General features: G+C 42.9%; 29 protein-coding genes. All 29 read left to right on the top strand.

The window, feature by feature from the left end; translation table 11 throughout:
* The first annotated feature begins 15 nt into the window (after positions 1-15).
* The 29 genes from PY092_RS11055 to PY092_RS10915 all read left to right on the top strand — a co-directional run bounded on the left by PY092_RS11055 (position 16) and on the right by PY092_RS10915 (position 25,255).
* Positions 16-285, top strand: coding sequence for a helix-turn-helix domain-containing protein (locus PY092_RS11055; protein WP_094998964.1), 270 nt, complete (start codon positions 16-18; stop codon positions 283-285).
* Between the two features lie 2 nt (positions 286-287).
* Positions 288-581 carry a hypothetical protein gene (locus PY092_RS11050; RefSeq protein ID WP_275615885.1) on the top strand — a complete coding sequence of 98 codons (294 nt, stop codon included), beginning with the start codon at positions 288-290 and terminating at the stop codon, positions 579-581.
* Between the two features lie 185 nt (positions 582-766).
* Entirely contained in the window at positions 767-1,075 is a 309-nt protein-coding gene (locus PY092_RS19685) for a DUF6660 family protein (RefSeq protein WP_121848232.1), read from the top strand.
* A 117-nt stretch (positions 1,076-1,192) separates the two neighbouring features.
* Positions 1,193-5,596 carry a CusA/CzcA family heavy metal efflux RND transporter gene (locus tag PY092_RS11040; RefSeq protein ID WP_121848233.1) on the top strand — a complete coding sequence of 1,468 codons (4,404 nt, stop codon included), beginning with the start codon at positions 1,193-1,195 and terminating at the stop codon, positions 5,594-5,596.
* Positions 5,597-5,612: 16 nt separating this feature from the next.
* Positions 5,613-6,857, top strand: a complete 1,245-nt coding sequence (locus tag PY092_RS11035; RefSeq protein WP_121850653.1) for an efflux RND transporter periplasmic adaptor subunit — start codon at positions 5,613-5,615, stop codon at positions 6,855-6,857.
* A gap of 114 nt (positions 6,858-6,971) precedes the next feature.
* Positions 6,972-7,310, top strand: a complete 339-nt coding sequence (locus PY092_RS11030; RefSeq protein WP_121848234.1) for a P-II family nitrogen regulator — start codon at positions 6,972-6,974, stop codon at positions 7,308-7,310.
* An 11-nt stretch (positions 7,311-7,321) separates the two neighbouring features.
* Positions 7,322-7,744 (top strand): Fur family transcriptional regulator, encoded by a 423-nt coding sequence (locus tag PY092_RS11025; protein WP_121848235.1) that lies wholly within the window; start codon positions 7,322-7,324, stop codon positions 7,742-7,744.
* A 33-nt stretch (positions 7,745-7,777) separates the two neighbouring features.
* Positions 7,778-8,128, top strand: coding sequence for a SpoIIAA family protein (locus PY092_RS11020; protein ID WP_121848236.1), 351 nt, complete (start codon positions 7,778-7,780; stop codon positions 8,126-8,128).
* 14 nt (positions 8,129-8,142) lie between these two features.
* On the top strand, positions 8,143-8,913 hold the full coding sequence (locus PY092_RS11015; protein ID WP_121848237.1) for an AlbA family DNA-binding domain-containing protein: 771 nt from the start codon (positions 8,143-8,145) through the stop codon (positions 8,911-8,913).
* 92 nt (positions 8,914-9,005) lie between these two features.
* On the top strand, positions 9,006-9,362 hold the full coding sequence (locus PY092_RS11010; protein ID WP_121848238.1) for a SpoIIAA family protein: 357 nt from the start codon (positions 9,006-9,008) through the stop codon (positions 9,360-9,362).
* 26 nt (positions 9,363-9,388) lie between these two features.
* Positions 9,389-11,377, top strand: a complete 1,989-nt coding sequence (locus PY092_RS11005; protein ID WP_121848239.1) for a heavy metal translocating P-type ATPase — start codon at positions 9,389-9,391, stop codon at positions 11,375-11,377.
* A 39-nt stretch (positions 11,378-11,416) separates the two neighbouring features.
* Positions 11,417-11,851: a Fur family transcriptional regulator gene (locus PY092_RS11000; RefSeq protein WP_121848240.1), complete on the top strand. Its 435-nt coding sequence runs from the start codon at positions 11,417-11,419 to the stop codon at positions 11,849-11,851.
* An 87-nt stretch (positions 11,852-11,938) separates the two neighbouring features.
* The gene (lpdA, locus tag PY092_RS10995; RefSeq protein WP_121848241.1) at positions 11,939-13,342 is read left to right on the top strand and encodes a dihydrolipoyl dehydrogenase; all 1,404 of its coding nucleotides are present in this window, start codon (positions 11,939-11,941) and stop codon (positions 13,340-13,342) included.
* Between the two features lie 18 nt (positions 13,343-13,360).
* Complete coding sequence (locus tag PY092_RS10990; protein ID WP_121848242.1) at positions 13,361-13,570, top strand: hypothetical protein; 210 nt, start codon at positions 13,361-13,363, stop codon at positions 13,568-13,570.
* 43 nt (positions 13,571-13,613) lie between these two features.
* Positions 13,614-14,414 carry a cation efflux transmembrane domain-containing protein gene (locus PY092_RS10985; RefSeq protein WP_121848243.1) on the top strand — a complete coding sequence of 267 codons (801 nt, stop codon included), beginning with the start codon at positions 13,614-13,616 and terminating at the stop codon, positions 14,412-14,414.
* 36 nt (positions 14,415-14,450) lie between these two features.
* A complete protein-coding gene (locus tag PY092_RS10980; protein WP_081894367.1) occupies positions 14,451-15,362 on the top strand; it encodes a cation diffusion facilitator family transporter in 912 nt (303 codons plus the stop codon).
* Positions 15,359-16,195, top strand: a complete 837-nt coding sequence (locus tag PY092_RS10975) for a sodium:calcium antiporter (protein WP_275615883.1) — start codon at positions 15,359-15,361, stop codon at positions 16,193-16,195. Before PY092_RS10980 ends, PY092_RS10975 begins: the two co-directional genes overlap by 4 nt.
* Positions 16,196-17,000: 805 nt before the next feature.
* Positions 17,001-17,843, top strand: coding sequence for a universal stress protein (locus tag PY092_RS10970; RefSeq protein ID WP_275615882.1), 843 nt, complete (start codon positions 17,001-17,003; stop codon positions 17,841-17,843).
* A gap of 365 nt (positions 17,844-18,208) precedes the next feature.
* Positions 18,209-19,408 (top strand): di-heme oxidoredictase family protein, encoded by a 1,200-nt coding sequence (locus PY092_RS10965; RefSeq protein WP_275615881.1) that lies wholly within the window; start codon positions 18,209-18,211, stop codon positions 19,406-19,408.
* Positions 19,409-19,849 carry a QcrA and Rieske domain-containing protein gene (locus tag PY092_RS10960; protein WP_275615880.1) on the top strand — a complete coding sequence of 147 codons (441 nt, stop codon included), beginning with the start codon at positions 19,409-19,411 and terminating at the stop codon, positions 19,847-19,849.
* Positions 19,839-20,693 (top strand): hypothetical protein, encoded by an 855-nt coding sequence (locus tag PY092_RS10955; protein ID WP_275615879.1) that lies wholly within the window; start codon positions 19,839-19,841, stop codon positions 20,691-20,693. The genes PY092_RS10960 and PY092_RS10955 overlap by 11 nt, the downstream gene beginning before the upstream one ends.
* Before the next feature lies 1 nt (position 20,694).
* Complete coding sequence (locus PY092_RS10950; protein ID WP_275615878.1) at positions 20,695-21,054, top strand: hypothetical protein; 360 nt, start codon at positions 20,695-20,697, stop codon at positions 21,052-21,054.
* Positions 21,055-21,200: 146 nt separating this feature from the next.
* Positions 21,201-21,572: an ArsR/SmtB family transcription factor gene (locus PY092_RS10945; RefSeq protein ID WP_275615877.1), complete on the top strand. Its 372-nt coding sequence runs from the start codon at positions 21,201-21,203 to the stop codon at positions 21,570-21,572.
* 1 nt (position 21,573) lies between these two features.
* Positions 21,574-22,197: a mercuric transport protein MerTP gene (merTP, locus tag PY092_RS10940; protein ID WP_275615876.1), complete on the top strand. Its 624-nt coding sequence runs from the start codon at positions 21,574-21,576 to the stop codon at positions 22,195-22,197.
* Entirely contained in the window at positions 22,198-23,544 is a 1,347-nt protein-coding gene (locus tag PY092_RS10935) for a dihydrolipoyl dehydrogenase family protein (protein ID WP_275615875.1), read from the top strand. It abuts the gene before it with no gap.
* 16 nt (positions 23,545-23,560) lie between these two features.
* On the top strand, positions 23,561-24,184 hold the full coding sequence (locus tag PY092_RS10930; protein WP_275615874.1) for a class I SAM-dependent methyltransferase: 624 nt from the start codon (positions 23,561-23,563) through the stop codon (positions 24,182-24,184).
* 1 nt (position 24,185) lies between these two features.
* Entirely contained in the window at positions 24,186-24,401 is a 216-nt protein-coding gene (locus PY092_RS10925; RefSeq protein ID WP_275615873.1) for a GDCCVxC domain-containing (seleno)protein, read from the top strand.
* A gap of 66 nt (positions 24,402-24,467) precedes the next feature.
* Positions 24,468-24,830 (top strand): metal-sensitive transcriptional regulator, encoded by a 363-nt coding sequence (locus PY092_RS10920; protein WP_275615872.1) that lies wholly within the window; start codon positions 24,468-24,470, stop codon positions 24,828-24,830.
* 155 nt (positions 24,831-24,985) lie between these two features.
* Positions 24,986-25,255 carry a thioredoxin family protein gene (locus tag PY092_RS10915; protein ID WP_275615871.1) on the top strand — a complete coding sequence of 90 codons (270 nt, stop codon included), beginning with the start codon at positions 24,986-24,988 and terminating at the stop codon, positions 25,253-25,255.

The following is a 25,255-nucleotide window of genomic DNA, read 5'->3' as shown; positions in this document are numbered from 1 at the left end:
CAAAGAATTAATACAATGCAAGTAGTTTGCCTACAAGAAGAAGCTTTCTACGCCTTATTTGATAAGGTAATCGAACATGTAGAATCCAAAAGAAAAGATAAACCTGACAAATGGATCGATGGGGAAGAGGCAATGTTCCATCTAAAAATAAAGTCTACCACTACTTTGCAAAAGCTTAGGGACGAAGGTAAAATTAGATTTTCCCAACCTCAAAAGAAAGTAATTCTATATGATAGGGATTCTATTAATGAATATATCGAGGCACACGTTCGTGAAACTTTTTAGCCATGGAAGAAAATATTAAAATTGATGAGGAGTATAAAAAGGCATTTAATCTTGGCTATGAATTGGCGAAAGAGTTGAATCTAACAACTCCGATGTTCAAAAACGTTGCGTCAACCGACGATCACATGAATGCTATGCAAGCAGGAATGATGCAATACAGTAACGAACTAAATAAAAATCTACATAAAGGAAATGTCCAACATCAGGAATCAAATGTAAAACCACAAAATATTGCCATTGTTGAATCAAACAAGAATAATAAGGATATAGGAAAGGGATTAGACTTTTCCAATTGAGAAGACCATTGCTAAATACCCTATATCCTGATATCTTGAATTGAAACATGATGAATCTGTATGGTAGTTGAATTAGCACCAAAGGATTATTTCTTGTGTTTTGATGCGTAATCATAAATTGCCAATTCTTCAGTCTTTCAAGTTTTTGCATAGCCGTTGCATCAATTTTTTTATATTTTTGTACCGTGAAATTTTTAACAATCATATTGTCCTTTTACTTTTTGGCACTCAATGTAGTGCCCTGTGGCGATTCGGGAACGGCTAAAGACGATGCCCAGGTCGTTTCGGTAATGGACTATGATGGCGACCACGATCAAGATTGTGAGCTGTGTTCCCCATTCTGCCAATGCCATTGCTGTCACGTACATACGATTGATTTTGGTATAATCGCTTTCACACCCTTACCAAATCCTATTTCACAGGAAAACTTCTCGCACTTCGAGAGCGTTTCCGATGGAGTAGTATCTTCAGTATTACAACCACCTAGAGCTTAATTCAGTTTTTTTAAGGATAGCTATGTCCTAACGTGATGCTTTTCAAAGCAAGCATCGCATCATAAATGCATTGCATCTCTTGTATTGCGAAGTTTAAACTGAATTAAATCTCTTTCTATGATTAACAAAATCATTTCATATTCCATTAATAACAAGTTCATTATTGGGCTTTTTATAGTGGCTCTTGTGGGCACGGGCATTTGGTCTATGGCCACTATAAATCTGGGTTCCGTACCCGATATTACTAATAACCAAGTACAGGTTATCACAGTTGCACCAAATTTAGGAACTGAAGACATTGAACAATTTGTAACGTACCCTGTTGAGTTGGCAATGGCCAACCTTCCTGACGTTATCGAGCTGCGTTCAGTATCCCGTTTTGGACTGTCCGTGGTTACCATCGTCTTTGAGGACGAAGCAGGCACCTATCTTCCTCGGCAATTGGTACAAGAGAAATTAACCGAAGTCGCCGGGGAAATTCCCGAAGGTTTTGGTACGCCATTTATGGCCCCCATTACTACAGGTTTGGGAGAAATCTTTCAATACACCCTAAAGGTAAAAGAAGGTTACGAAGATAATTACGATGCTATGGAGCTTCGTACCATTCAGGATTGGATTGTTAAACGCCAAATGGCATTAGTGCCTGGAGTTGTCGAGGTCAATGCTTTTGGTGGCTATGTTAAGCAGTACGAAGTGGCCATAAATCCTGATAAACTAAAAAGTTTTGGCATTACAATGAATCAGGTTTTTGAAGCCCTGAAAGTGAACAATGCCAACACGGGCGGTGCTTATATCGAGAAAAACCACCAAGCAAATTTTATCCGCGGCGAAGGTTTGGCTCGTAGTCTAGCCGATTTAGAAAATACGGTTGTTACCTCACAGAACGGTAGCCCTGTTTTAGTTAGGGATGTAGCCGAAAAAGTGGGCTACGGGAATCAAGTGCGCTATGGTGCGTTTACCCAAGATGGACACGAAACTGTTGGCGGACAAATTTTAATGCTGAAAGGCGAAAGTCCTGGCACTGTTATAGATAATGTACAAAAGCGTATCGATGAAATTCAAAAATCACTTCCAGAAGGCGTTTACATTGAACCATTTTTAAGCCGAAGTGAACTTATTGGAAGGACCACAAGCACCGTTGAAAAAAACCTTATTGAAGGTTCATTGATTGTGATTTTTGTGCTTGTCCTGCTTTTGGGAAGTTTCCGTGGCGGTTTGATTACGGCGTCGGTAATTCCGCTATCATTACTCTTTGCCTTTATTTTGATGAAACAATTCGGTGTGTGGGCAAATTTAATGTCCTTGGGAGCAATCGATTTTGGGATCATTGTGGATGGTGCGGTGATTATTGTGGAAGGAATGGTATTCCACATTCATCAACGGATGAAAAAAACCACAACCGCCATTGGCCAATCTGAAATGGATGAAATCGCCTATGAATCGGCGAGTACGATGATGAATTCGGCATTTTTCGGTCAGCTTATTATCCTTATTGTATTTACACCGATTCTCTTTTTGACCGGTGTGGAAGGAAAAATGTTCCGTCCAATGGCATTTACTTTCGGATTTGCAGTTTTAGGAGCGATTATCCTATGTCTTACTTACGTGCCAATGATTTCGTCAATGTTCCTTAAACCTGCTAAAAATCAGAACAGTTGGTTTGCCAAATTTGAAAACAAGATTGATAGGTTCAGTGATAAAATAATGTCCGGTTTAAACAAGGCGTATGTACCGTTTCTCAATTTCGCGCTTCGGTTTAGGGCTGGTGTCGTTATTGTTGCGGTCGGGTTGTTGTTGATTGCAGGATTTATTTTCAGCAATATGGGTGGCGAATTTATCCCAAAATTTGATGAGGGCGATATTGCGTTTCAGGCCTTGATAAAACCGGGGAGCAGTCTTACAGAATCCATTGAGGCTTCAAAAAAACTTCAAAATTTAATCAATGAATTTCCAGAAGTAAAAACAGTAGTTTCAAGGATTGGCGTGGCCGAAATCCCTACGGACCCAATGCCTATGGACATAGCCGATAGTTACATCATTCTTGAAAAAGATAAAAGTAAATGGACTTCAGCAGATAGCAAGGAAGAACTCATAGAAAAAATACAGGAAAAAATTTCAGTAGTACCCGGTGTAAATTTCGTATTTACGCAACCTGTTGAACTTCGTTTTAATGAACTGCTTACAGGTGTTCGGGAGGACGTGGCTATAAAATTGTACGGAGAAGATTTGGATGTGTTAGCTGACAAGGTGCAAGAAATCGCCGCCGTCATCAGAACCGTTCCCGGCGCAGCGGACCTCAATGTGGAGGCCACGAGCGGTTTACCACAAATGACAGTGGAATACAATCGCGCGAAAATGGCACAATACGGTATAACGGTTAATAAGCTGAATGATTATGTGAGTGCTTCATTTGCTGGAGAGCAGGCAAGTGTAATCTTTGAAGGCGAAAAACGGTTCGATGTGGTCATTCGTTTGGCAAAGGAATTTAGACAGGATATCAACAACCTTAAAAATCTGTATATAGACCTGCCCAGCGGCAACCAAGTACCCTTAAAAGAAGTGGCGGAAATCAGTTACAAACCTGGCCCGATGCAAATTTCAAGGGACAATACCTCGCGTCGTATTTCGGTAGGGGTAAATGTTCGTGGGCGCGATGTAAAATCAATGGTCGAGGAAATACAGCAAAAACTGGAAGCACAAGTAAAATTGCCACCTGGTTATTTTGTGACCTATGGCGGTTCGTTCGAAAACCTGCAACGTGCGACCGACCGATTGATGATCGTAGTGCCCATTGCACTCTTCCTAATATTCATATTGCTCTACTTTGCGCTGAGTTCGTTCTCGCAATCACTTATGATTTATATGGCAGTACCGCTGGCAGCTATTGGTGGTGTATTTGCCCTTTGGATAAGGGGAATGCCTTTTAGTATTTCTGCAGGTGTCGGTTTTATCGTGCTCTTTGGAGTGGCGGTATTGAACGGATTGGTACTGATCAACAAATTCAATGAATTAAAGGAAAGTGGAATGACAGACTTAAAAAAACGCATATACGAGGCAACTCACGAGCGCTTGCGCCCAATTTTGTTGACGGCAACGGCAGCTATTATGGGCTTTATACCAATGGCGATTTCTACCTCGGGAGGTGCTGAAGTGCAGCGACCATTGGCAACCGTCGTTATTGGCGGATTGCTTACGGCAACGTTTTTAACGCTTGTTGTCCTTCCGGTATTATATTATTGGCTGGAAGCCCGCAAAGAGCGTAACGGTAAAGGAGATGATCCAAGCTATATCAACAAAAGCACAACAGTTCTGGTGGTGCTATTGTGCTTGGGAGGATTTTTCACTTCCAATACAGTAAATGCACAGGAAAGTGGAATCGCCCAGACCGTAACATTGGAGGAGGCTATTTCCCTAGCAAAACAGAATTATCCATCGCTTAAGGAAAGCCAGGCTTTTATCGAGCGCGAGCAGGCGATGAAAGGAACAAGTTTCGATCTGGGTAATACCCAAATCTTTACGGGCAAGGAAGAATATGGCAATGACCTGCCCGGGGTACAGACCACGATCGGGGTGCAGCAGCAAAATGTTGATTTGCTCTCTGGGTTTTCAAAATCCAAGTTCTATAAAGAGCGTGTTCAGCTCGGCGAAAAGTTCTATGCCCTCAACGAGCAACAGTTGATCCGTAACGTGATGCAGGCCTATGACCGTATCAATTATAACAAGGCACAATTGCGCTTCGCGGAACAGTTGGACAGTGTTTACGCCAATTTCAGGACGGCCGCGGAACTACGTTACGATACGGGTGAAACCGGAAAACTGGAGTTTATTGCGGCGTCCTCGGAGTATCAACAGATACAGGTGCTCAGACAACAGGCCTATGACGATATCGAGATTGCAAAGCGCGCGCTAAAGCAATATTTGGGTATAAACCAAGACATCGAAACGGTGGGCCGATCCTATACACCGCTAAATTATCGGGCCGTTTTGGATTCCACATCAGTGGCCGACAACCCAATATTGCAATATTCACTGCAAAATGCCAAAGTGAGCAAAGCAAACGTGGGCGTGGAAAGATCACAGTTCCTGCCCCAGTTCAACCTCACGTACGGAAGGCAGATCGTAGACGATGTATCAGGGTTCAACACCTATCAGGCGGGTATCAGCATTCCGCTCTGGTTCTTCCCTCAAAAATCCAGGGTCAAAGCCGCCAAAGCAGACGCAATGGTAGCCGAAAATCAGTATCTGGAACAGAAGGCCATAACCGAAAGTAGGGTTTCCCAACTTTTAAAATCCTTGGAGAAGACCCAAAAGACGCTTGATTATTATCAAGAAGGGGCTTTGCTCTTGGCGGAAGAACAGATAGCAACGGCGGAACTGGCCTCAAGGGAAGGGGAAATCGATTATGTGAACTATATCACGATCCTGAACAGTGCCATAAGAATCAAACAAAACCATCTACAATTTATAAATCAGTATAACCAGCAGGCCATTGAGCTGCAATATCAATTGGGCAATCTATAATCTTAAAAAAGGAAAAATGAAGAATATAATCTTAATAAGCACCGTATTATTTACACTTATGTTCATGAGTTGTAACGATGCCCCAAAATCTGAACTTGGGCATAATGAAGCTGAAGGTGTATCAAAAACCGAAGCAGGTGGGGAAGAAGCCCACGGCGAAGAGGAAGGCGGCCACGGGGAAGAAGGAGAAGAAGGTGTTGTAGTACTTTCTACACAACAAATAGAGACCATTGACCTGGAGACCAGAACCTTGGAAAAAAGAAACCTCGGTAACAATATCAAGGTAACCGGAAGGCTTGAGCTATATCCTCAGGACAGGGCCAATATTAGTCCTTTCGTAGGCGGAAATGTACGTTCCATCAAAGTAATCGAAGGAGATGAAGTGCGAAAAGGAGAGGTTTTGGCCTATTTGGAACATCCCGATATTATCAGTATGCAACAGGAGTACCAAGAAAAAAACGATGAACTCGTTTTCCTTAAACAGGATTTTGAGCGAAAGCAGACCTTGTACGACAAAGGCGTTTCTTCCGGGAAGGAATTTCAGATGGCACAGTCAAAGTTCCGTTCCACTACCTCAAGTGTCAACGGCCTAAAATCAAAATTGCGCTTGCTCGGTATCGATCCTTCCAAGGTGGAAGAAGGACAGATCTACTCGGCCATACCCATATCGACACCTATATCCGGTTTTGTGGATGAAGTAATGGTAAGCCTGGGGGATTATGTGGCCCCACAATCAAAAATGTTTACGGTTAGCGATAATTCAGAACTCCATTTGGACCTTAAAGTGTATGAAAAGGATATCCCAAAGGTTCAGGTAGGTCAAAAAATCCATTTTACCGTTGCCTCGAAACCGGATGAACTGTTAACTGCAGAAGTGCACTCGATAGGTAAAACCTTTGAGGAAGATCCAAAAGCCCTGCACGTCCACGCGGATATCGATAACAAAAATGGCGACCTCTTACCAGGAATGTATGCAGAAGGAAGAATCGTGCAGGGAGAGAAATCGGGCTTTGCAGTACCCGAGGAAGCCATTGTCAAAGAAGGCGAACAGTCCTATGTTTTTATCGTGGATGAGGATGGGGCACCAGAAGAAAATAAAATGAAATATAAACGCATTCCCGTGAGTACAGGGGTCAACGACTTGGGTTTTGTAGAAGTAAACCTGCCTGCAGGAACGCCCGAAAATGTCAAAATAGTAACAAACGGGGCCTACACCCTTTCTTCGGAAATGGTCAAGGGCGAACTGGAGCACGGACATTAAACAACAATATAGATAAAGGTTTTGATTCCGGGTTTGTTATCGTCTTAATTAGTTAGTTGAAAATCAGAAAGCAGGCCCGGTTCACAATCGATTAAAAATCTAAATAGTATCATAATGAAAGAAATAAAAGCATTTGTAAAACCAAACCGCATCCAAAGGGTCATCGAAGCCCTTAGCGACAATGGTTTTAAAAGTATGACGCTTTCACAAGCGGAGGGTACCGGGGCGTTCAAGGCAAAAGGCGCGAAACCCTCATTGGATTTTCACGTATCCGATAGCCCGGTGGTAAAAGTGGAGCTGGTGTGCCAAAATGAGGAAGCACAAATGGCAATCGAAATTATTACGGAAAACGGAAAAACGCCCGACCCGGGCGATGGGATTATTTATCTATCTAATATTGAGGATGCCTTCCAGATCAAAACAGGCGAATCCTTAAAACGCTATGACCTTTAACCCCTTTTAAAATGGAAAGAATTGTCAAAAAACTGGAGAGCAAGGGAATACGGCCCACGCCGATGCGACTGTTAACCTATAAAAAGCTGCTGGAAAGCGAGGTAGCCATCAGTTTGGGAGAGCTGGAGAATTTTTTCGAGAAATCGGAACGGAGCACCCTTTTCCGGACGATGAAAACCTTTGAAGAAAACGCCATCGTACACCAAATTGAGGATGGTACAGGAGTTATAAAATACGCCCTTTGCGAAGAGAATTGTGAATGTGAGGTGGGCAACGACCTGCACCTGCATTTTCATTGCACCCGGTGCAACGAGACCGTTTGTTTGACCGACCGTAAAATTCCACAGGTCAATCTGCCCCAAGGATATATGGCAGAGGATATCAATCTGGTCGTAAAGGGTATATGCAATAAATGCAGTGACAATTTGGATTAGCCTTCAGGCGCGGAACATTAAAAGAATACAACGATGATAGCAATCTATAAAAAAGACCGAATCATATATACCATCGCAGATAAAGAGCTGGATACCGATGATAGGGCAACCCTGATCAAAGCTCTTAACGAACATTTAAAAGAAAATGAACAAGCCGCTTGGTATATGGAAATGGGCCTTCCCGAAAAAAGGGTATGGAAAAGTAGCGTTGAGAGGTTAGATTTTTCATTTTCCGAAGAGGCACGGTTTAAGAAAATAGCCTTGGTAGGCGATAAAATATGGCAAGAACGGTTTACCGAATCGTTATTGCCATTTAGCGAGGCTCATATAAAATTTTTCGGGCCGGAAGATGGAGATATGGCCAACAACTGGCTCGAACGATAATAACACCCCTATCGATGCAAAGAGGTAAAATAGGGATATGGCTTTTGGCAGGTTTTGCCTTTGGGGTCTTTATACTGCAACCCTTGGGCCTATCCCTTTTTCTCTTTGACCGGTCGGGCGATTCCGGTCACTGGCCAAGCTATTTTGGCGAGGCCTTCAAAACCGCATGGAACGTTGCCGATGTTGACCAAATTCTTGGAAACCTGTTGTTCGGGACAATGGGAAGCAGCCTTGCCCTGATGTTCTTCCTCAGAAAAAAGATTTTTCAACTGAACAGGCAACGGATGGACAGGCAAACCGTTCTCGAACTCATAAACAAGGGAGAGAGCAGCCGGGTGGAATTCAAGTCAAGCTTGCGATGGGACGTGCAGCAGGGCAAGGTCAACAAACAACTTGAGTTTATCATATCAAAAACCATTGCCGGGTTTATGAATACCGAGGGGGGCAAGTTGCTCATAGGTGTTGATGACGGGGGAACCATTCTGGGCCTGCAACAGGATTTCGATACGCTTAAAAAGCCGGACAGCGATGGCTTTGAGCAGTATTTGATGCAATTGATCGCTCTAAAACTGGGAACCCATCTTTGTACGCTAGTGAACGTAGCATTTTTTGGGTTTGGTCTAAAGCAAGTGTGCTGTATCGAGATTTTACCAGCCCAAATGCCGGTATATGTGACCCTTGAGGGACGGTCACGGTTTTATATACGCACGGGCAATGCCACACGCGAACTCGATTTGCCCGAAGCCCTGGTGTATATAGGTAAGGAAAAGGCACAGTACAACTAAAAACGGGAGGTTATTGGGCCATGCAGGAAGGATTATTTGCACTTCCGTTGCACAATTGTTTTAATTAGATTGATTTAAAAAAATATACAAATATGGTACAGATAATAAACTTGGAACAGGAACACCTAATTGCCGCTAAAATCAGTGGAAGACTTACAGAAAAGGATATGGAAAAGATGCATCCGCTTATCCACAACATCATAGAAAAAGGGCATAGAGTGGATTTCTATTTTGAAATGAAAGATTTTGAAGGCTATACCCTTAAAGGCTTTTGGGAAGACCTAAAGATTGATTCGGCTCACTTGGGAGATTATGGCAAGATGGCCTTTGTGGGCAACAAAAAATGGCAGGAATGGGCCGCGAAGGCAACTGATTTTTTCATAAAGTCTGAAGTTAAATTTTTTGATATTTCCGAGAAATCACAAGCCCAAAAGTGGATTAAATCTTAATTAACGATAACAAAACCATTAATAATATGAAAGACAAGGAAAAACACAGCAAAGGCGATGGCCACAATCACGACCACGGTGGCATTTTCGGCAAAAACACGGAGCTCTATTTTGCAATTTTAAGTGGGGTCACACTAATAACAGGTTTCCTGTTGGAAAAGTATTCAGGGGTTTCAGCTAACATCCCTTTTGGGCTCTATATTGCAGCCTACTTTTTTGGAGGTTATTTTACCCTAAAGGAGGCCATTACCAAAGTGTCCAAAGGCGAATTTGAAATCGATTTCCTGATGCTGGTCGCAGCTGCAGGAGCCGCCTATTTGGGTGAATGGGCAGAAGGTGCCTTGTTGCTCTTCCTTTTCAGTCTGGGTCACGCACTTGAAAACTATGCGATGGGCAAGGCCAAGAAATCCATTGCAGCGTTAACAGACCTAGCGCCTAAAACCGCACTATTAAAGAAGGATGGCGATACTGTTGAAGTAGGTATTGAAGAGTTACAGATAGGTGATATCATCGTGGTACGCCCAAACAGTAAAATATCTGCTGATGGTGTTATTGTAAAGGGCAATAGTAGTATAGACCAGTCACCCATTACTGGGGAAAGCGTTCCTGTGGACAAAACACCAATAGAAAATCCCGATAAGGAATATACAGCAAAAAGCGATATTCCCGACGAGAACCGTGTTTTTTCAGGAACCATCAATGGCAACAACACCCTCGAAATAAAGGTGATTAAAGAGGCAAAAGATTCTACCCTCAACCGCTTGGTCACTATGGTTCAAGAGGCCCAGGACCAAAAATCGCCCACACAATTATTGACCGACAAGTTTGAGCGGTACTACGTGCCATCGGTAATCTTATTGGTCATACTATTGAATTCTGCTTTCCTGGTCATTGATGAAACGTGGAATGAAAGCCTGTACCGTTCCCTGGCGGTACTTGTGGCAGCCAGTCCTTGTGCCTTGGCTATATCTACGCCATCTGCTGTATTGAGTGGTGTGGCAAGAGCAGCACGAGGCGGGGTTTTGATAAAAGGCGGTCGCCCCTTGGAAGACTTAGGGGTACTTACCGCTCTCGCTTTTGACAAAACGGGAACACTTACCGAAGGAAAACCAAAACTTACCGATGTCGAAAGTTTTGGCAACATAGATAAAAATGAACTGTTGGAAATTGCTATTGCGGTTGAGGAACTGAGCGACCATCCCCTGGCAAAGGCTGTTGTACGTGACGGAATGGAACGGCTTGGGAAGGACGCCAAAATTCCCGATGCCGATGATTTGGAGGCCGTACAAGGCAAGGGCATAAAGGCAAACTATCAAGGGGATTCCATTTACATAGGCAATCTTGAGCTTTTTGAGGGTATTGATAAGGGCGTTCCCAGCGATGTATCAGAAAAGGTAAGAACTCTTGAAGGGGAAGGAAAGACCACGATGCTAATAAAAAGGGGCGATGAATTTATAGGGATGCTCGGGCTGATGGACACCCCACGGGAAAAAGCCAAGGAGACCCTTGCCCAACTAAAGGAAATAGGCATCAAGAAAATGATAATGCTTACCGGAGACAACCAGAAAGTGGCCGACGCTGTAGCCGAGGAAATTGGGTTGACCGAAGCACGCGGAAGCCTGCTTCCCGAAGAAAAAGTGGAGGCCATCAAAAAACTTGCGGAACAGGAAAATAAACTGGCAATGATAGGTGATGGGGTCAATGACGCCCCTGCTATGGCAAACAGTACCGTTGGTATTGCAATGGGTGCGGCGGGAAGCGACGTGGCTTTAGAAACCGCAGATATAGCACTAATGGCAGACAAACTGGAAACCTTGCCTTTTGCCATCGGTTTGAGCAGAAAAGCGAAGGCGATAATCAAGCAAAACTTATGGGTTAGCTTGGGGGTTGTTGCCCTTTTAATTCCTGCGACAATTATGAGTTGGGCAAGTATAGGGATAGCCGTGGCCATTCACGAGGGCTCTACGTTGGTAGTGGTGGTCAATGCATTGCGTTTGCTCGCCTACAAAAAATAAATTCAATAAAGGAGATTGCCTTTGAATCAAGATTAAAAAATGAACAAAACGGAAAAAATATTGTCAAGTCACGGTATTCGCCCTACTCAAATGAGGTCCAAGATATACAGGTATCTGAGAAGGAAGCAAAGTGCCGTGTCCTTTTCCGATTTAAAAAAGGTCTTTGCCGAAAAGAGCGAAACCAATAAGACAGCAAACAGAACGACCTTTTATCGCAACCTTAAGATTTTTGAGAATAAAGGACTTATTCATCAGATAAATGATGGAACCGGAGTGGCAAAATTTGCGATTTCTAATGAAAACGTTAAAGGTAAGTATGGTTCAGATTTACATCTGCACTTTCATTGTACCGAATGTAAGAAAACAATCTGTTTGCCAAATAAAATACCAGAAGAAAGTTTGCCAGATGATTATAAAATAAACGATGTCAACTTGGTATTAAAAGGGATATGCGTGAAATGTAAGGAAAAATAACAGGTGGGAGTTCCAGAACTTTGAACCCTTGCGCCCAAGAGTCAAGTTCAAGGTTCTTCCACCTTATTTAACCAAAAAAATACAATTATGGAAAAATATGATATAACAATTATTGGTTCCGGTCCAGGTGGCTACGTGTGTGCCATACGTGCTGCACAACTGGGCTTTAAAGTGGCCATAATCGAAAAGTACAGTACCCTTGGCGGCACTTGCCTTAACGTGGGCTGTATCCCTTCAAAAGCCTGGCTGGAAGCATCGGAACATTACCACAAGCTCAAACACCAATTCGAGGATTTCGGCATTGATGTCAAGGAGGCGAATGTAGATATTGTAAAAATGAACCAAAGGGTTCAAGACGTCGTGGGGGAAATCATCAACGGGGTAGCCTACCTGATGAAAAAGAACAAGGTTACCGTTTATGAAGGCCACGGAAACATCAAGGACAAAAACACCATTGAAATTAAGGGCGAGGACAAAACACAAACCATAGAAACCGATAAAATGGTCATCGCCACCGGGTCAAAACCTGCATCCTTGCCCAACATAGAAATAGATAAAAAAAGGATTATTTCCTCTACGGAAGCCCTTGCCCTTAAAGAAATCCCCAAACACTTGATGGTCGTTGGAGGTGGTGTCATTGGGGTCGAGATAGGTTCGGTTTTCGCCAGGTTAGGTTCAAAGGTTTCCATCGTAGAGTATTTTGATGGGCTTATTTATACAATGGACAAATCCGTAGGGCATCAATTGTACAGGTCCCTAAGAAAACAAGATATCGAGTTCTATCTGGAACACAAGGTCACAAAAGCTTTGGCAGCAGATGATAAAGTAACCCTTACGGCACAGAACAGGAAAGACGACAAGGAAATGCAGTTGGAAGGAGACTATTGCCTGATGGCCATTGGGAGAAAACCTTTTACATCAGGTCTTGGCCTTGAAAACGTGGGAGTGGAAACCAACGAAAAAGGACAAATAAAAGTAGATGATAACCTGGAGACCAATGTAAAAGGGGTCTATGCCATTGGAGATGTAGTCCGTGGGGCGATGCTCGCCCATAAGGCCAGTGAAGAAGGTGTTTTTGCGGCCGAACGCATTGCGGGACAAAAGCCGCATATCAATTATTCCCTCATACCAAACATTGTCTATACACAGCCCGAAGTGGCCGGTGTAGGACGTACCGAAGAGGAACTTAAAGAAGCAGGAAGAGCAATAAAAACGGGCTCGTTTCCCTTTAAGGCCAATGCACGGGCCAAGATAAGTATGGACACTGACGGCTTTATAAAAGTGATTGCAGACAAGGAAACCGATGAGATTTTGGGCGTGCATATGATAGGTCCGCGCATAGCCGATAGTTATACGGAAGCTGTCGTGGCGATGGAATTCAGGGCAGCGGCAGAAGATATTGCCAGAATGTCCCACGGACACCCCACATTTTCAGAAACCTTTAAGGAAGCCTGCTTGGCCGCTACCGAAGACAGGGCGTTGCATATATAAAAATATAAAAAAACGAAGATGAGGAAAATTCAAAAACTAACCCAAGAAATCAACGAATTGACAGTAAGGATTGAACACGAATATCCCGAACTCTATCGCTATTTGGATGAGAATCCCATAACTATTCCCATAGATGATGAAGCAAAACTGACTTATAAATCGTTCGCTGATTATTTGGAGAGCTTAAAATCGATTTTGGAAAAATATATGGAATACCATAATAAGTAAAGATTTAAAACACCAAACTTAGAATTTAATACAGATTATTTAAATGTCCACTATAAACAAAAGCACTTTTAAGGTAAGTCAAATGGATTGCCCTTCCGAAGAACAGATGATAAGGATGAAACTGGAGTCAAATCCTCAAATCAAATATCTGGACTTTGACATTCCGAAAAGAAAATTAGATGTGTACCATCAGGGGAATGCCCAAGAAATAAATGTGGCATTGGGTGCATTAAAGCTGGGGGAAAAACTCTTGGGAACAGAAAAGGCGGAAACACCTATTGCCGAAGACGAGACCAAACAAAAGAAGATACTCTGGTGGGTCTTGTACATCAATTTTGGGTTTTTCGTTATCGAAATGACCACGGGATGGATTTCTTCCTCGATGGGCCTTATTGCGGATTCACTAGATATGCTGGCCGATTCCATTGTGTACGCATTGAGCCTTTTTGCCGTAGGCGGCGCTATTTCCAGAAAAAAGAAAGTGGCGAAGTTCAGTGGCTATTTTCAAATGGCCTTGGCCCTGCTGGGATTTTCGGAAGTCGTGAGAAGGTTTTTGAGCAGTAGCGAAACCCCTTTGTTCCAATGGATGATTATCGTTTCCATTTTCGCCCTTATCGGCAACCTCGTTTCCCTATGGTTGATAAACAAGGCCAAAAGCAAGGAAGCGCATATGCAGGCAAGTGCCATCTTTACCTCAAACGACATTATTGTGAACGGCGGGGTAATACTGGCAGGGGTGCTGGTTTATTTTTTAGACAGTAAATGGCCCGATTTGGTCATAGGCGGTATTGTATTTGCCTTTGTGATGCGAGGAGCCATTAGAATTTTAAAATTGTCCAAATAACGTATTGGGAAGAAAAGAAATAGCAAAAGAAAGATTTTGGAAAGGAATCCAAATGCCATATCCCGAATAGGACTCAAAACTACCCTCGTAGGTATTTTGATCAGTGCATTATTGGCATTGATCAAAGGTTTGGGCGGGGTGTTCGGGCATTCTTATGCCCTTATTGCCGATGCGATCGAATCCGGGGCGGATGTGCTGACATCCGCACTATTATGGGCCGGGTTGAGATGGTCGTCAAGGCCACCGGATGAAAACCATCCCTACGGACACGGTAAGATAGAGGCCCTGGTGGCGGTGGGTATTGCCATAGCCCTAACCATTGCAGGTGGTATAATCATAAGGGACAGCATCGACCATATTCTGGTACCCCACAAAACTCCTGCACCCTTCACACTCTTCATACTGGTATTTGTTGTCCTCACGAAAGAGGCGTTGTATCGCTATGTCATGAAAACAGGTGATGAAATCAATAGTTCGGCCGTCAAGGCCGATGCATTTCACCATAGGAGTGATGCCATTACGTCGATAGCCGCTTTTATAGGGATTTCCATAGCATTGATCGGTGGCGAAGGGTTTGAGATAGCGGATGATTTCGCGGCACTCATTGCAGCGGGCATTATTCTGTTCAATGCCTATAAAATAGCTAGGTCATCGGTAAGGGAGTTGCTGGACGAAGCTGTTGAGCCCGAATTTCGAAATGAGGTTATCCGACTGGCCGAAGCCGTTCCTGAAGTGGTAAGGGTAGAGCGCTGCCATTCCCGAAAGATGGGAACGGCCTTTCATATCGATATGCATATTTGGATCGATGGGGAATTAACTGTGACCGAGGGCCATGATATTGCACACAAAGTAAAGGAGAGATTGTTCAGGTCATATTCCGAGATACTTGACGTGCACATCCATATCGAACCTAGCAAAGAGAGAAATGTTAAAATGACAGAATTATGAACATATGGCCATGGGTACTCGTTTTGGGCCTAGCGGCCTGGGCAGCACACTGGGGTGCGGATCGATTGTTGACTCCTTTAAAGTTGCTCCGCAAGCAATGGGGGCTTACCGCATCCGCTGGAGCCGCTTTTCTTGCCCTTGTAACGGCCAGTCCTGAAGTTGCCATCAATATAACCAGTGCGGCACGGGACGTTTCCGATATTGGCCTGGGCAACTTATTGGGTTCCAATATTATTTCCATTCCCTTGATGGTGACCATAGCTTATTTTGCTTCCAGGAAACAATTCAAGAACAACAAGGAACATCAAGAACATCTTGATAAAAACATTCTGGCGTTGAACAAACGTTCGGTTTCCGTACTGTCCCTTCCTTATCTGGGCATTATCGCCCTTGTGGCCATTTTAACTCTGCCAAAGCCCTGGCGTGGCCTGCAACCTGTGGACGGGTGGATTATGCTGGCGGCCTATGCTGCGTTCTTGACCCACGCAATCATAAAAGGCAAGGAAAAGGGCAAAAAAGTAGAATGGAACAAAAAACAGGTCTGGTTATCGATTGCCGGGGCCTTTGCGATAGCAGTTGGCGCTTTTTTCATAGTGAAGGCGACCGAAAATATTGTTTCTGCCCTAAATATTTCTGAAATCGTGGGAGGCCTTTTCATCACGGGCATAATGACCACGGCACCGGAAATATTCAAGACCTGGAGCGTGGTAAAAGGGGGCGAGGTGACAGCGGGCACCACCAGTGTTATTGCAGACAATGCCGTAACGATGACGGTGGCATTTTTTCCGCTGGCTTTGGTAACCACCCCCATTGAGGACTTTGAACTGTTCTAGGTCAACCTGGCCTTTGTCGGGCTTATGCCGCTGCTTTACACATTGTTTGTGCATCAAAGCAAGGGACTACACGGTTTCGCAAAGTGGCAGATTATTGTGTTTGACGCTACGTATATCGCCTATTTACTGGTCATGGTTTTTTACGTGTTGAAACTTTTTTGATAGATGAAAAATAAACTTTTAAAGATTGCTCGATGAGGCTCAATATGCTGAATGAAAACATCCGCAAATTGGCCGTAAAGTATGCTGAAGAATACTATTGAACAAACCTATGTTCCAAGGAGGAAGCCCTTGAACGCGGCATTGTAAAAGCAGAAATGGAAGGGCGAAAGCTCTAAAAAAAGTATAGAATATGGACTGGACATTTGAAGATTTCAAAACAAATCTTGATGGCTTACAGCCGTCAGTTCGGAAGAAGGCCCTCAAAATTGCGCAAGAATTGGTAAAGGAGAATGGGTATTCTCGTGAGAAGGCCCATTACGGAGGGAATCAAAGGTGCAGAAGAATGGTTTTATGACCTTAGGGGATAGCATTGGTGCGTTGATTTAAATAAAGCACAGTATATTATGTCACGGGAAAGGAGAAAGCGGAGAATAGAGGAAAAAAAGGGTAATTCAATAAACAGGAAAGTGAAAACCAGAAAGGAGAAAGGGTATTGCCTGTTGGTATTTGTGGCAATGTTCCTTGCGGTGCTGACAATTGCCTTTCTAGATTCAATTCTATATGGTTTTTTCCTGCTTTTCAATTGAATAATTAAACCTAAAAAGAAAGATTAATGGAGTCAAATCAATAACAACAAAATGATATGAAAGATAACGGTATTTTAATACCTGTAGATTACACACAGGTTTCAAAAAATGCGGTGAGCTACGCAATAGGGCTAGCACAAGAATTGAAATCAAAACTGGTTTTTGTCCACGCCTATTCAGTGGTAGATCCATCAGGTACGCCCATCGGCATGGCAACTATGGCACACAATGTAACAGATACCACAGCATCACAAGAGAAAATCAATAAAGAAAAATTGGATAAGTTTCTAAGGGGCTTTCCTGAATTGGACAAGTTGAAATTTCAAGCAATGGTCGGTTTCGGGGCAACGGTCGATATGATTTCTGGCCTGGCTAAGGAAATGAATACCAGTCTTGTCGTTATGGGTACCAAGGGTGCGTCTTCGGGATTTGATGAAATTTTTATTGGAACCGTTACCGAAAAGGTGACACAAAAGGCACCTTGTCCGGTACTGGCCGTACCTGAAGATGCCAGCTATACTGCATATAAGCGTATCGGGGTCGCAGTGGATACGGATAGTATGGATAATAAAATAGATTTTGAAATGTTGTCCAGATTATTGGAAAACTATAATGCACAGTTGCACTTTGCACATATAGCGGACAAACAGGAAAGGGTGCTGGAGAAAGCATTTATTCGTGAAAGATTTGGCAAACTTCTTGTACCTAGGCAATGGTCTTTTACAGTTATTCAGGAAGACAAAACCGAAGAGGGTATCGATGAATTTTTGACTGAAACCCCAATTGACCTATTGGTTTTGCTTTATAGGGAACACGGATTTTTTGAGGCACTTTTCAAAAAGGGGCTAAGAAAAAAAATGTTGTATGCCTCTAAGGCCCCATTGCTGATAGTTAAGTAGCCTTTCTACCTATGTGCTGCTCTAGTAAATATTAGGTATAGCTTACTATGCGAAATTATCGTGCTTATTCTTGGCGCAGGTGGATTGGCTACGATGTGGGAAGCCGTTTTTGCGGATGTTGGTGTGGTGTTGTTAGCGATATTGAATGCGGTGCGGTTGCAGAAGATGAAATGGACTTAGGAATAGTAAGTATCGAAATATAGTATTTTATTCTAGCCAACTATCAATATCCGATAGCACAGGATTTGCATAATTAAATCAACAACCCTTTTAAGATGTAAACACTTCCTTCTTGGCAAATTACTATAAATAAATTTAGACTAAACTAAAAATATATTTATATTTACAAAAATATAAATATAGTAATGCCTAAAATCATTCAATTTTACATTGGCCTGTCCTTAATCGCTCTACTTGGCTGTGAAAATTTCGGCCCCGAAGAACCTATGGAGTTTGAGTTATTGGATGGGCCGTTGGATGGATTGTCCGTTAGTGAGCAACAGCGTTTTTTAGCCGGGGATATTGCCTTTAACGATGATGTTTTTACCGTTGAAAAAGGCCTTGGTCCCTTGTTTGTTGGCACCAGCTGTGCAAGTTGCCATTCAGGGGATGGAAAGGGTCATCCTTTCAATCAACTTATCAGGTTCGGTAACAATGACTTGAACTTACCCTCGATGTTATCCTTTGGTGATGGCAGGAATCAAATTCAAAATAAAGCCATACCGGGTTTTGAACCGGAGACCGTGCCAGACGGCTTCCCATTTTCCATTTTGGTCGCTCCGGCAGTGACGGGATTGGGTTTGTTGGATGCTGTCCCTGACACGGATATTTTGGCTCTCGCAGACCCTTCTGATGCAAATCAAGACGGTATTAGTGGAAGGCCTCACTACAATATTCCTCCTGAATTCACCAAGATTCGGAATAATAGTGTTCCCCAGGGAAACAATTATATCTTCAGGTTTGGAAAGAAAGCGGGTAGTTATGATTTGTTGCACCAAAGCGTCAGCGCATATAACCAGGACATAGGAATTACATCCCTTTATGACCCTATAGACCCGTTCAGTGGACTTGAAGAGGATCCTGAAATAAGCACCCAGACCTTGAACGATGTCGTTTTCTACCTTAAAACCTTAAAAGCACCAATTCCCAGAAATCAAGCAGACCCCGATGTCATTGCTGGAAAAGAACTCTTTGAATCGGTACAATGTGCTGTCTGTCACACCCCCAAGTTGACCACAGGATTTTCCCCAATTGAATCGTTATCCTTTAAGGAATTTCATCCCTACTCGGATTTGTTGTTACATGACATGGGGCCTGAATTGGATGATGGATTCACCGAAGGAATTGTCGAGACTTCGGAATGGAGAACCCCACCGCTGTGGGGAATCGGTTTATCGGCCAATTCCCAAGGGGGGCAAATGTTCCTGTTACATGATGGAAGGGCTTCGAGCATTGAAGAGGCTATTGAATTGCACGGCGGCGAGGCCGATAATTCAAAAGCCCGGTATGTGTCCCTGACCCCAAAAGAAAAATCACAACTGATAAAATTCATTAATTCCCTATAGGTGCATAGAAAAGATTTTATTAAACAATTTGGATATCTGATTGCAGTCCTGCCAGCTTCCTCCGCTTTACTCAGTAGTTGCGCAGGCCTGTATTATGCATCCTTTGTTGAAGAAGGAGGAGTGCTACGAGTTTCAAAGGGTGAGTTTCAGCAGGTGAAAGGGGGAAAGCAGATTGAACGAGATTTCGTGGTCATCCAGGGCGATTCCATGCGATACCCCATCGGAATTTTCAAAACACAAAACAATGTTTATCTGGCCAGTTTGATGCAATGTACCCACAGGGGCTGTGAACTCAACATTGGCGGCGGCATATTCAATTGTCCATGTCATGGCAGTGAGTTCGACCGTTCAGGCAGGGTTTTAGAAGGGCCGGCCGAAGAAAACCTAAAATCATTTGAAACAACCGCCGATAATGAAAATATTTATGTGCATGTCTCATAAAATATATGCAGCCCTTGCTTTAATGAACATTTGCGTTTCAACCCTAAGCTCGCAAACTAGCGACAGGGACAGTATTCAGGAATCGATGAATATGGATGCGGTTTATGACCGTCCGTTTTTGACTTTCGATAAATTTCCAGTCAATCTGGGTGGTTATCTAGAGGCGAACTCAATTTACAGTGTTGAGGACGGATTGTCGGAGGGGCTTTCTTTTCAGGCCCGAAGATTGACCCTTTTTGTCTCGGCTTCTATTTCAAAGCGCATTAAGTTTTTGACCGAATTGGAATTTGAAAACGGGACAGAGGAAATTGCCATTGAATTCGCCTCAATGGACATTTCCTTGCACCCCTTGTTGAATCTTAGGGGAGGTATCGTACTGAATCCAATAGGATCCTTTAACCAAAACCACGACGGTCCAAAATGGGAGTTTGTCGAACGGCCAGATGTCAGCACCAATTTGTTGCCCGCCACTTTCTCCAATGCCGGATTTGGTATATATGGAAAGGCATATAAGGGAGCTTGGACCTTGGGATATGAAGCATACCTCACCAATGGCTTTGATACAAGCATTATAGATAATGAGGAAGAAAGGACATTTTTGGCCGCAGTCAAGGAGAATTCCTCGCGTTTCGAGGAGAATTTTAGCGGCAATGCGCTCCTCAATGGAAAGTTCGCCATCAAGCACAGAAAATTAGGGGAATTGGGCATTTCTTATATGGGCGGGGCATACAACAGGAAAGAAGTTGATGGGCTTCAGGTTGATACAAAATCAAGAAGGGCAGATGTTCTTGCGCTGGATTTAAATACTGCCATAAAAAAAAACGGGAACAAGGTTTATTGGTGAAATGGCCTATATATGGGTTGATGTTCCGGACACTTTTACCCAGCAGTTTGGCAATCGGCAGGTTGGTTTTTTTGTGGATATTGTTCAACCGGTACTAAAGACCGAAGTATTGGACTGGGAAGATGCCGTACTCAACCTGTCGCTCAGAACGGATTATGTGGACTACAACATGGGCAAGTTTGCCCAAACCAATACGAATATTGGGGATGACCTGTTCGCTATAACACCGGCACTAAGCTTTAGGCCCACGCCACAGACCGTTCTAAGGATCAACTACAGATACCAACGGCAACAGGATATTCTTAACAATCCAGCCTCAAGAACGGCTACATGGTATTTTGGATTCAGCACCTATTTTTAATAAAATATTCTACATAGCTGCTTTGATTTCATATCGGGTAGAATGTACTTAAGTAAGGTGTGATTTTAAAAGAGCATCGATGGATAATATTATTTAAGTATTTGCTTAAATAATTATATTAATATATCTTTGTCAAAAACAGTACTATGGCACTTGAATTAAGTTGTACGCGCGCCGAGGCCGACCAAAAGCAGCTAATGCGTTGTCGCGAAACCTTGGGAACAAACTCAGAGGCGATTGTCGAAATCAGCAAAGTGCTAGCCTTGGCCGGTAACGAAACGCGATTAAGGATACTATTCCTGTTAAATGAGGAAGGCGAGCTTTGTCCCTGCGATTTTGCCGATATACTTGAAATGAGTGTCCCTGCGATTTCCCAGCATATCCGTAAAATGAAGGATGTGGGATTGATTACTTCGAGACGTGAAGGGCAAATCTTGTATTATTCATTGGTCCAGAATCATAACGAAGTATTGGACAATGTATTTACCAAAATTCAGAAAAACAAAAAGGTAGCATAAAATGGAAACAGGAAAAACCTCGAACAAGGTCGCCTATGCAGGAATATTGACGGCCATAGCGGCATCAATATGTTGTATAACCCCAGTTTTGGCATTGATTGCCGGAACCAGTGGAATCGCATCCACGTTTTCTTGGGTGGAACCATTTCGGCCTTATCTTATCGGCATCACTATACTCGTTTTGGTCTTTGCCTGGTACCAGAAACTACGACCAAAAACACAGGAGGAAATTGACTGTGCCTGTGAGGATGATGCAAAACCCTCCTTTTGGCAATCCCAAAGCTTTCTTTTAATAGTTACAGTTTTCGCGGGATTGATGCTGGCATTTCCATATTACTCCAATATGTTTTATGCACAGCCCAGTAAGGACATTGTCTATGTCTCGCAATCCAATATTGTAAAGCACACTTTTAATGTTGAGGGAATGACCTGCGCAGGGTGTGAAGCCCACGTAGAGAGCGAGGTCAACAAACTGGGTGGCATATTATCGGTCAAGGCAAGTTACGAAGGTGCGAATACCGTAGTGGAATATGATAAAACCAAAACCGATTTTGTCGCAATCCGAAAGGCCATTAACAGCACAGGTTATAAAGTAATCGATGGTGAAAATAAAGAAAACGAGTAGATGAAAAAGTACGATGTCTTTGTTATCGGTTCTGGGATGGCAGGGATGACCGTTGCAAATAAATGTGCTTCCAAAGGCCTTAGGGTAGGCATTACGGATGAATTGCCATATGGTGGAACCTGTGCGCTAAGAGGTTGCGACCCCAAAAAGGTAATCATCGGTGCGACCGAAGTAAGGGATTCTGCTATGCGCCTAAAAGGAAAGGGTATCGATACGGTTCCCGTTGTCAATTGGCGGGATATAATGGCTTTCAAGCAGACCTTTGTTGACGAAATGCCGCCCAAAATAGAAAAAGGAAACAGGCATAATGATATAGACACCTATCATTCTTCGGCAAAATTTCTGTCCAAAAATACCCTACAGTTGGGAACAGATACTATCGAAGCCGACAAGATTGTGATTGCAACGGGCGCAAAACCAAGGGTACTGGATTTTGAAGGTGGGTACTTGGCACTTTCGAGTACCGATTTCCTCAATCTAAAGGAGCTGCCCCAATCCCTGCTCTTTATTGGCGGAGGTTACATCGCCTTTGAATTTGCACATATCGCCGCCCGTTGTGGTGCCGATGTAACTATTGTACATAGGGGCAAACGACCTTTGGAAAACTTTGAACAGGATATTGTAGTACACTTGATAAATGCCACGAAGGAATTGGGAATAAAACTGGTTCTAGCGACCGAAGTTTCTAAAATCGAAAAGAGAGATAACCACTATACAGTTACAGGAACTACCGACGGTAAAGAAATGACATTTAGAACGGAAACCGTTTTCAATTCGGCCGGTCGCCAGCCTGCAATTTTTGATTTGGAGCTGGACAAGTCCGGAATATTCTTTTCAAAAGAAGGGGTTGCCGTCAACGAATATCTTCAAAGCGCATCGAACCCAAATGTTTATGCGGCCGGAGATGCGACAGATTCAAAAGGACTGCCCCTGACACCTGTAGCCGTTATGGAAGGACATATTGTAGCTTCGAATATCATCAAGGGGAACACGAAAAAAGTGAGCTATCCACCGATGCCCTCCGTGGTTTTCACTTTGCCAACATTAGCAGCCGTAGGTCTGACCGAGGCAGAGGCCAAATCACAAAAAATCGAATATCAGGTCAATTATAACGAGGTGGGCAATTGGTTCAACGCAGAGCGGTTGAATGTTAAGGAATATGCCTTTAAGACTATTGTCGATAAAGAATATCATACGATACTGGGAGCACATTTAATTGGTCCCAACGCCGAGGAAACCATTAATTTGTTCGCAATAGCGATAAAGACCAAGATGAGAATCAACGATTTAAGGACGATGATTTTTTCTTATCCAACATTATCCTCGGATATTCCCTATATGCTTTAACAAACTATCAAAATTTATGAAAAGTGATGAATACACTAAAAAGCACTGGGAAGAGGTTTATACCGGAAAAAGTGATGAAGAAGTAAGTTGGTTTGAAGGGAAACCCTCGACTTCATTGGATATTATAGCTTCCCTTGACTTACCCAAAGATAGTTCAATTATTGATATTGGCGGGGGGAACTCAAACCTTATAAGTCATTTGTTGGAAAATGGCTATAACAACCTGTCCATTCTTGATATTTCAGAAAATGCACTTCAGCGTACCAAATCAAAATTAGGCAAGTCAGCCGCAAAGGTGCAGTGGATAAATTCGGACATATTGAATTTTGAACCGACCCAAGACTTTGAGTTATGGCACGACCGGGCTACTTTTCATTTCTTCACACGGGAAGAAGATATCTTAAAGTATATTGACATACTGGGTCGTTCCCTTAAGACGGGAGCGTATTTTATACTGGCAACTTTTTCGACCACCGGGCCAAAAAGATGTAGTGGATTGGAGATTACCCAATATTCTCCTGAAAAACTAAAGGAATTGTTTAAAGTAGATTTCACCCTATTGGAATCCTTTGAAAAAATTCATAAAACCCCTTTTAAAACAGAGCAAAATTTTATTTATAACCTGTTTCAGAAAAAATAATATGAACTACGAGAGAATCCTTTTAAATTCAACCATTACCTGCCCTAAGTGCAGTTTTAAAAAAGAGGAAGAAATGCCCACAACGGCCTGCCAATTTTTCTACGAATGCAATAATTGCAAAGCCCTGTTAAAGCCGAAAGAGGGGGATTGTTGTGTATTTTGTTCCTATGGTACGGTAGCCTGCCCACCAATACAAGAAGGCTCTGGTTGTTGTTGAATAATTTCAGGATAAATTTGTAGAGCACCCCCAGTACAATTATATATTGCCAAAATTTTAAAATCGATGATACCACGAGATTTAAGCAAGGACATAAAAACGAGGTTGCAAAGTATCAATGGGCAAATTGGTGGCCTCATTAAAATGCTCGATGAAGATACAGACCCAGAGAAGATTTTAATACAGTTCAAGGCAGCACAGAAAGGATTGGATAAAGCCCATTTTCTGTTACTGGACGAAGTTTATCGAAAAGCTTTGGCCATAAAAATATCCGAAACTGTCAAGGCCTGCCCCGGAAATTGTGGCAATGAAGACCGTATCGAATTTATAAGAAAACAGTTTCCAGATTTGGAATTGGACAACCTAACTGAAAAGATGAAGGAAATCGATGTGCTCAAGGCCAAGCTTGAAGCATACAAAAATGGTTGAATCCTTCCAATTAGCATAGCATTTATGGCCCACGAAACGTGGGTCATTTTTTTTGAAATTTTATTTGGAGACCACCCCACCCACCATTCTACCTTTAAACTGTTGTTATGATTTACTAACAATGAAACGATTTATGAATAATTAAAATTGAAAGAATGAAACGTCAAGTAGAAGTTTTTACGGCCAATTGTCCAGTCTGCGACCCGGTGGTCAAAATGATCAGGGAATTGGCTTGTGATAAATGTGAGGTAACGACCTATGATTTGGTCCAGCAGTGTGAAGACAAGATTTGTCTTGATAAGTTGGATGAATACGGCATAAAGAAAGTTCCCGCTGTGATAGTGAACGGCAAATTGCTGGACTGCTGTAAGGACTCGGCCATTACCAAGGAAAGATTGATGGAAGCAGGAATTGGACAATCATAA

The sequence above is a fragment of the Flagellimonas yonaguniensis genome (assembly GCF_029193885.1).
In the GTDB taxonomy this organism is placed as follows: domain Bacteria; phylum Bacteroidota; class Bacteroidia; order Flavobacteriales; family Flavobacteriaceae; genus Flagellimonas; species Flagellimonas yonaguniensis.
This window is presented reverse-complemented; position numbering and strand designations above follow the sequence as displayed.